At 63.6% G+C, this 8,229-nt stretch carries 9 protein-coding genes; 3 read left to right on the top strand and 6 right to left on the bottom strand.

From position 1 onward, the window contains the following. From VES41_RS12150 to VES41_RS12130, 5 genes are all read right to left on the bottom strand, one after another. Nucleotides 1-1,059 (bottom strand): Ig-like domain-containing protein (locus tag VES41_RS12150; protein WP_324816990.1); only part of this gene is annotated, 1,059 nt, incomplete at its 3' end. Between the two features lie 546 nt (nt 1,060-1,605). Beyond that, complete coding sequence (locus VES41_RS12145; protein ID WP_324816987.1) at nt 1,606-3,135, bottom strand: tripartite tricarboxylate transporter permease; 1,530 nt, start codon at nt 3,133-3,135, stop codon at nt 1,606-1,608. A gap of 22 nt (nt 3,136-3,157) precedes the next feature. Further along, nucleotides 3,158-3,679, bottom strand: coding sequence for a tripartite tricarboxylate transporter TctB family protein (locus tag VES41_RS12140; protein ID WP_324816985.1), 522 nt, complete (start codon nt 3,677-3,679; stop codon nt 3,158-3,160). A gap of 137 nt (nt 3,680-3,816) precedes the next feature. After that, nucleotides 3,817-4,812 (bottom strand): Bug family tripartite tricarboxylate transporter substrate binding protein, encoded by a 996-nt coding sequence (locus VES41_RS12135; protein WP_414719110.1) that lies wholly within the window; start codon nt 4,810-4,812, stop codon nt 3,817-3,819. Nucleotides 4,813-5,044: 232 nt separating this feature from the next. After that, nucleotides 5,045-5,980 (bottom strand): histone deacetylase family protein, encoded by a 936-nt coding sequence (locus VES41_RS12130; RefSeq protein ID WP_324816982.1) that lies wholly within the window; start codon nt 5,978-5,980, stop codon nt 5,045-5,047. 177 nt (nt 5,981-6,157) lie between these two features. Between VES41_RS12130 and VES41_RS12125 the strand changes: the two genes are divergently transcribed. Next, complete coding sequence (locus tag VES41_RS12125) at nt 6,158-6,394, top strand: hypothetical protein (protein WP_324816980.1); 237 nt, start codon at nt 6,158-6,160, stop codon at nt 6,392-6,394. A 77-nt stretch (nt 6,395-6,471) separates the two neighbouring features. Here VES41_RS12125 and VES41_RS12120 read toward each other — a convergent pair whose 3' ends face one another. After that, nucleotides 6,472-7,389: a LysR family transcriptional regulator gene (locus VES41_RS12120; RefSeq protein ID WP_324816978.1), complete on the bottom strand. Its 918-nt coding sequence runs from the start codon at nt 7,387-7,389 to the stop codon at nt 6,472-6,474. A 143-nt stretch (nt 7,390-7,532) separates the two neighbouring features. On the opposite strand from VES41_RS12120, the gene VES41_RS12115 reads away from it, so the two are divergent. Together VES41_RS12115 and VES41_RS12110 are read left to right on the top strand one after the other, a co-directional pair. Next, a complete protein-coding gene (locus tag VES41_RS12115) occupies nt 7,533-7,772 on the top strand; it encodes a hypothetical protein (RefSeq protein ID WP_324816975.1) in 240 nt (79 codons plus the stop codon). Nucleotides 7,773-7,895: 123 nt separating this feature from the next. Continuing rightward, nucleotides 7,896-8,189 (top strand): hypothetical protein, encoded by a 294-nt coding sequence (locus VES41_RS12110; protein ID WP_324816973.1) that lies wholly within the window; start codon nt 7,896-7,898, stop codon nt 8,187-8,189. The last annotated feature ends 40 nt before the right edge of the window (nt 8,190-8,229 follow it).

The raw sequence follows: 8,229 nt of genomic DNA, 5'->3' as shown, positions 1-8,229 counted from the left end.
CGGCACCAGCTCGTGCGCTCCGTCGGCCAGTGGCGTGTCGGGGGTGAACTCCCAGTGGCCGTTGTCGTCCACCGTGGCCGAGCCGAGGGGCACGCCGTTCTCCTCGATCACCACCTGGCTGCCCGGCTCCACGTCGCCGCTGAGGGTGGGGGTGCTGTCGTCGGTGATGCCCCCCGGTGCGATCGGGCCTTGCTGGTCGCCGTGGTCGTCCAAGGCCTGGTCGTTCTGCGAGGGCGCCGGTGCGACCGTGTCCGAGACGAAGTCAAAGGGGGCCGATGGTGCGCTTTCCGTGCCCCCGGCGGGCGTATCCGTGACGGTGACCGAGTGGGCGCCGTCGGCCAGGGCGTCGGGCGTCAGTACCCAGTTGCCGCCTGGGTCGACCGTGGTCTGGCCGATCAGCTGCCCATGGTCGTAGACCTTGATCGTGTTGCCCGGCGTGCCGCGACCTCGGAATTCGGGCATCGTGTCGTCAGTTGTGCCGCCGCGCGCAATCGGGCCGGTGATGGCGCCCACGTCGTCGTTTGCGCTCGCCACGCCATCAGGCGTCTTGCCCAGGGGCGGGGGAGCGGGCTCGTCGTCGTCCCGGCCGATCGCATAGGCCGCCAGTCCAGCCAGACTAGCGGCCGCGAGCAGCGGAAACAGCACGAACATGCCGCCGTCTTTCTGCTCGGGAATGACGGCGGGGGCGCTGCCCAGCGCCGCCGCTTCGGATTCGCCGTCTGCCAGGGTGAAGATGCCGCCTTCGCCGTCGGTGCGGACGAATTCGTGCAATTGCCCGCTCGAGTCCGTTCCGTAAAGGCCGGGCGCGGGCTCCTGGGCAAAGTAATTCTCGATGATCAGGCCCGGCTGGTTGTCCCCTTCGAGCGTGACTTCCAGGTTGTTGCCGACGCGCTTGAGCGTGATGTTCTCCGGAGCCTGCCCGTCTTCGCCCTTGAGTAGATAGTTGGAGCCCGATTGGGCCTTGATGTGAAGTGGTGCGCCAGCCCGGCCGCCAACGCGATGAGCAACGCTCTCTCCCTTGCCGCTTTGAACAGCGAGTTCAATATTCGAAGAAGACAAGATTCCCCCTGGTGAATAATTAAATACAAATGTCCGGCAATTGCCAATATGTTTGGCGAAGGCGGCGCCCCCTCATTGCGCAGGTATGCGCCGAAGTATGCCAATAAATCGAATTGGCGGTGAATGCACCAACCAGATGTTGCGTCACAAATGTGGCGTGCGTCTTAGATGGGGGACCCAAATTTTTGCATTGGCAATTGTGTAATGATGTTGAGCGCGTGCTCAATGACACGAAAATTAGAAATTTGGAAAAAATATGATGAATTGTGCCGATTTGAAAAATAACGTTCCATTGATATATTTTTCTGGGAGACGTTAATCGACATTTCTCAATTGGGCAAATAGATGGCGAATTCAGGTGTTTCTGACAAGAAATTCACAGCACCTGGTCTGGGTCGTCCATCTTTTCGGTGAGTGACCGACGGGCGGGGGCCGAAGAGGCAGCCGGCCGGTGCGCAGGGCAAGCGAGCGCACCCATCGCCGTTCGCGCGGACAAAAAAAAAGAGGCGCCGTGGGCGCCTCTTGCTTTGGTGCAGCTATCCGGAATCAATCCACCGGACGCTCCTTGTGGAACTCATCGATCTTTGGCGGCCGAATGAACGCAACCAGCCTGGCCAGCAGCGGCCAGAAGAGCATGATCAGCGCCAGCGTCGTGATGGTGCCGACCAGCGGGTTGGAGAACATCACCATGACATCGCCCTGCGACACCAGCATGGACTGTCGGAACGAGTCCTCGGCCTTGTCGCCGAGAACCAGGGCAAGCACGAGCGGTGCGAGCGGGAAGTCCAGCTTCTTGAAAACGTAACCGATGACGCCGAAGCCCAACATGAACCAGATGTCGAGCATGGCGTTGTGCACCGTGTAGGCGCCGATGGCGCAAATCACGATGATCACCGGCGCGATGATCGAGAAGGGAATGCGCAGGATCGACGCGAACAGCGGCACGGTACTCAGCACCACCAGAAGGCCGACCACGTTGCCCAGGTACATGCTGGCGATCAGGCCCCAGACGAAGTCCTTCTGTTCGACGAACAGCAGTGGCCCGGGCTGCAGGCCCCAGATCAGCAGACCACCGAGCAGGACAGCCGCGGTAGGCGAGCCGGGAATGCCCAGCGCCAGCATCGGCAACAGAGCGGCGGTACCGGCGGCGTGTGCCGCGGTTTCCGGAGCCACGACCCCTTCGATCTCCCCGCCGCCGAAGTTCTTGCCAGACTTCGACATCTTCTTGGCCAAGCCGTAGCTCATGAACGATGCCGGCGTGGCACCGCCGGGGGTGATGCCCATCCAGATCCCGATCAGCGAGCTGCGCACCGAAGTGACCCAGTACTTGGGAAGCTTCTTCCACGTATGGAAGACCACCTTGGGGTCGATCTTCGCGCTCTTGCCCGAGAAGCTCAGGCCTTCCTCCATCGACAGCAGGATCTCGCCGATACCGAACAGGCCGATCACGGCGATCAGGAAGTCGAAGCCGCGCATCAGCTCGGGTTGGCCGAAGGTCAGGCGCAGCTGGCCCGTGACGGTGTCCATACCGACAGTGGCCAGGGCGAAGCCAAGGGCCATCGCGGCGAGGATCTTGAACGGCGAACCCTTGCCCATACCGACGAAGCTGCAGAACGTCAGCAGGTAGACCGAGAAGAATTCCGGGGAGCCGAACTTCAGCGCGAACTTGGCCACCAGCGGCGCCAGGAAGGTGATCATGATCACCGCCACGAGCGCCCCGATGAAGGACGAGGTGAATGCAGTGGTGAGTGCCTCGCCGGCCCGTCCCTGCTGCGCCATCGGATAGCCGTCGAAGGTCGTGGCCACCGACCAGGGTTCGCCTGGGATGTTGAACAGCACCGACGTGATGGCGCCGCCGAACAGCGCGCCCCAGTAGATGCACGACAACATGATGATTGCCGACGTCGGCGACATGGTGAAGGTCAGCGGCAGCAGGATGGCCACGCCGTTGGCGCCGCCGAGCCCGGGCAGGACGCCGATCAGCACTCCCAGCGTGATCCCGACGATCATCAGCCCGAAATTCATGGGCGAGAGGATCACGGAGAACCCGTGCATCAGTGCGTTGATTTCTTCCATTTTGATTGTGCTCCGCGTCGGTTCAGTAGCCCAGGAAGGCGAGCGGATCGAGCGTGCCCTTGTACAGGGGCACCTTGAACCACACCTCGAACATGCAGAAGAAGATGGTGTTGACGATGACGCCGACGAGCACGCTCTTGATCCACGAGAACTTGCCCAGCACGATCATGAACAGGGCAATGTAGATGGCCGACGCGATGTACAGGCCGAGGATCGAGACGCCGAATACATAGATGGCGGCGGGCACCAGCACCGAGAGCACGCGCCGCAGCTGCTCGCTGTCGACGAACACCTCCGTATTGCGCTTCTTCGACAGCACGGCCTGGTAGAAGATGCCCAGCGCCGATATGGTGATGATCAATCCGATGTAGAACGGAAAGTAGCCTGCGCCCGGGCCATCGCTGGTCCACCCTGCGCCGAGGCGGCGGCTTTCCGTCATGACCACGATTCCCAGCACCAGCAGGATCGCGGCCACGAAGGCCTCCACCATCCATGTGGCCACGCCCGTGCGTTCGGCCTCGTCCGAAGTTTGCTCATGCTCCATGGAGCTCTCCATCCTGTACATCGTGAACGCAAGCCCTTGCAGGCTCGTCAAGCTCCACGCCGACGCGTGAAGATGATCGGCGGCCGGGGGCCCCGGGTGTCCCTCCCGGGGCGGGGCCGCCGCGGCGGCAATGGCGGTTACTTGGCCAGGAACCCGGCCTCGGTCATCAGCGTCTTGTGCATCGCCTCGGCCTCGGTCAGCCACTTGTTATAGGCGTCGCCGGTCAGGGCCGTCTTGTTGAACGCGCCCTTTTCCATGTACTCGGCCCAGTCAGGCGTGGCACGCACCTTGTTGAGCAGGTCCACGTAGAAGGCCTTCTCTTCCGGCTTGACGCCAGGGGGCATGAAGATGCCGCGCAGCATCACGTAGTCGGTCGGCACGCCCGCTTCCTTGCAGGTCGGGATGTCGTTCCAGGATTGGGTGTCGGTGATCTTGTCCTTGTATGGCATGCGCTCGCTGTCGAACACGCAAAGCGGGCGCAGCTTGCCGGCGCGCCATTGCGCTACCGCCTCGATCGGGTTGTTGACCGTCGAGTTGATGTGGTCGCCCACCAACTGCACCGCCACTTCGCCGCCGCCCTTGAACGGCACGTAGATGAACTTGGTGCCCGTCGCCTTCTCGATGGCGGCGGTGATGATCTGGTCTTCCTGCTTCGAGCCGGTGCCGCCCATCTTGAACTTGTTCGGGCCGGCCGCCTTGACTGCGGCGATGTACTCGGCAGCCGTCTTGTACGGCTGGTCGGCATTGACCCACAGCACGAACTGGTCGAGCGCCATCATCGACACCGGCGTCATGTCCTTCCAGTTGAAGGGGACGCCGGTGGCCATTGGCGTGGTGAACAGGTTCGACAGCGAGATGACGATCTTGTTCGGATCACCCTTGGCTTCCTTGACGGCCAGGAAGCCCTCGGCGCCAGCGCCGCCGGACTTGTTGACGACGATCAGCGGCTCCTTCATCAGCTTGTGCTTGATGACGATGCCTTGGATCAGGCGGGCCATCTGGTCGGCGCCGCCGCCCGTGCCGGCGGGCACCACGAACTCGACCGGCTTGGTCGGTTCCCAGGCCCAGGCCGGCGCCGCCAGTGCGGCGGCCAGCATGGCTGTGGAACAGACACGGGATGCAAGGCTCTTCATCATGTTGTCTCCTAGGTTGTTGCAGCTCTTCTCTTACGGGAGCCCCGGAGCTCTCGTGGTTTTGAATGCTGCGCTTCGAAACCATTGCCACTGATTGACCGAAGTCAACTTTTCAGAGAATCCGTATCAGGATGAACCCGTGTCCATGGCGCGCCCTTTGTGCGCGCAGGAAGGCGGCGGCTGCTTGAGCTCGGCCGCGAGGTGAATGCGTGCTTCGTTGGACGGACAGGCGTCAGGCTGCTTGCAGCAGCGCGCGCACGTGCGCCGCCGTTCCGCTGGCCAAGGCTTCGAGGCTGTATCCGCCTTCGAGAATCGACACCACGCGCCCCTGCGAACTTTCGTCTGCCACCTTCATGAGTTCGGCGGTGATCCAGTGGTAGTCGTCGTCGGTGAAGTTGAGTCCGCCCAGCGGGTCCTTGAAGTGTGCGTCGATGCCGGCGGAGATGATCAGCAGTTCGGGCGCGAACCGGCGCAGCGCGGGCAGCATCTCCTCGCGCATGCGAGTGCGAAAGCCTTGTGAATCGCAAGCCAGCGCGAGCGGGACATTCACGATGTTGTGGTTCACGCCGGTTTCATGCCGCGCGCCGGTGCCCGGGTAGAAGGGCGATTGATGCGACGAACCGTAGAACAGGTCCGGATCCCGGTAGAAGCTGTTCTGTGTGCCGTTGCCATGGTGCACGTCGAAGTCGACCACCGCGACGCGCTTGAGGCCATGGGCGACGCGCGCGTGCAGGGCAGCGATGGCCGCCTGGTTGTAGATGCAAAAGCCCATGGCGCGACCGGCCTCGGCGTGGTGGCCGCACGGTCGGGTGGCGCAGAAGGCGTTGTCGGCTTCCTTGCCGATGACAGCGTCCACTGCAGCGCAGGCGGCGCCGACGCATCGCATGACCGCCTCGAGCGACCCGGGCGACATGATGGTGTCGCCGCCGTCGAGCATCTGGTAGCCATCCTGGGGTGCCAGGGCTTCGACAGTGGCCACGTAGTCCTGCGTGTGCACGAGCAGAAGCTGTTCGCGCGTGCCGAGCGGCGCCTCGCGCCATTGCGCCTGCTCGAACTCAGGCGTCTTCAGCGCGGCCAACACGGCGCGAAGCCGCTCCGGCGACTCCGGATGATGCGGACCGGGTTCGTGGGCCAGGCAGGCTTCGTGGGTGTAGATGAGGGTGGTCATGCGTGAGTCCGTTGGACGCGGGAGGGGCCCTGGCGGGGCGGAGGGGTGCCGATTTGTTGCTTTGCGGCGGCACTTCTTGACACTTTGTGTGGCTGAATTTCAGGGTTTACCCCATAACTCGGGTAAACCCTATAAAATCGACCCCATTCACAGCAACGACGCGAGGAGTTCTCCGAAATGTCCGCTCTCAATCCCACCACCCCTGCCGCCGTCACGGGCCATCTGACGGGCGCCGCAAAAACCTTCTTCGACGAGGTGTCGGTCGTGTTGGGCGCGCTGCTGAACCCGCGCCAGGTGCTCGAGGATGTCGAGCAGATGCGCAAGCTCCTCAAGACGGCGCACGCGATCGAACTGACCGACCCGGCTCGTGCTGCCGTGCTGCGTGAGCGCGCTTCGCGCATCGGCCTGAACTGAGCCAGTCGCATTCCGCCTTTCAAGTCGCGTTGCAGCGCATTCTGGAAGGTGGCGCCTTCGGCCGCGCTTGACCCGGGTCAACTTTTCCCGGCGGCGCGCCTAGGCTTTTTCCCCAATGTCTCGACGGCGGCGGATGCCGCCTCGGTGTGCCGCTCCCCGTCGGCGCATTGGCGCAAGCCTGCCAATGCGCTTTCCAGGGCCGCGGGTGCGGCGTGGGCCGCATACACGGCGTAAGCCGGATACAGGAACTCCGGGGCGCCGGGGACGCGGTACAGTCGCCCGGCTTCGATGTGAGCGCTTACGACTTCCTGCCGGAAATACCCGGTGCCGCCGGCGCCGAGGATGTATTCGAGCCCCATCGGCCCCAGGCCAGCGCGCACGGGTGCGTTCGACAGGGCGGGAAACGCAAGCCCGTGCTGCTGCTCGAATTCCGGACCCCAGTCCACATTCACATAGTCCGCAGCCCGCGGCGAACGCACGCTGGCGTCGGTACTCACCATTACCAGCTTTTCCTCGATCAACAGTTCCACCCGTAGACCGGGCCGTTGCTGCGGTGCGTAGACGATGGCAATGTCCAGCACGCCGGCCGCCACCTGATCCAGGAGTTCTCGCGGCGCCGAGACGGCGGTGCGCAGCGCCAATTCCGGGGCGTGGCTGCGCATCCAGGTCATCCAACGCGGCAGCAGCGGCTGCCACAGGCTGATTTCGCAGCCCAGCGCGAGAACGGCGCGGCTACCGCTGGGCACGGCCACCTGCTGTCGCGCCCGTTCCCAGACCTGCACCAGCGTTCGAGCGTGCGGCAGGAACCGCTCGCCCGCGGGCAAAAGGGCGGCGCCTGCCTTGTTGCGCACGAACAGGGGCTGGCCGAGTTGTTCCTCCATCGTCCGCACGCGAGCGCTCACCGAGGTCTGGGTCACGTGCAGCCGCTCGGACGCGCGCAGAAAGCTGCCCGTGTCGACGATGGCCAGGAAAGTCCGAGCGAGGGCGATATCCATGGATGGCACGTCAATTTCAATGCATCATTATTGCTTTCAAATAGCAATAAATATCGTTTTACATTGACTCAAATGATGACGAAGATCGAGCCAGCTCTCTCTCCTCAGGTTGTTGTCTTCTCTTTGCCGGAGTCATCGTCATCATGTTCACCGCTACATCCGCCATTCGCCACGGCACGCTTGCCGGCCCGTGGCAACGTCGCTGGTCGGCCTTCGCGCGCGAAGCCGTCGCCCTGATCGAGGCCCTTGTGTCGCCCGGCGCGATCGTGGCCGAAATGGAGCAGATGCATCGCCTGCTGGTCCGGGCCCATGCCGTCGAGTCGACCGATCCGCGGGCAGCCGCCGAACTGCGCCGGCGCGCCAGCCGCATCGGGCGGGGCTGATCCGCCTTCAGCGAGGCGTCCATCGGCCGCCGCCGCCGGATACTAGGGAAGCTGCTCGGTTGATCTGCATCGAACCTGCGTGGTATCAATGACGCAGGGAGCCTGCCACACGATGGAGAGGCAATGCACATCGACGGAGACATGCGCCAAGGCGCTCAGTATGTATCGGGCAATGCCCCACGAGATGACCAGCGCGTCGAGTGGTGGTCGCGTGCCGTAGTGGGTGCCATCGTCGGCGTCAGCATGCTGGCCCTGGCGCTTTCGGCGACCGACCTGACGCGCGCCCTCTTTCCCTTGACCGGGCTGCTGGTCTTCACGATCGGCATGGGCTTCGGCGTCATTCCGCTGCTGCTCTACCACGAGTACCTGCTCAAGGAGCGGGCCTCGCACGCGACGCGGGCCCGGCTGATGTCCTGAGGTTGCCTTCCTTCCCCGCGCGCCGACCCGCCGGCCCGGC

Source organism: Variovorax sp. (genome assembly GCF_035634955.1).
Lineage (GTDB): Bacteria > Pseudomonadota > Gammaproteobacteria > Burkholderiales > Burkholderiaceae_C > Variovorax.
This window is presented reverse-complemented; position numbering and strand designations above follow the sequence as displayed.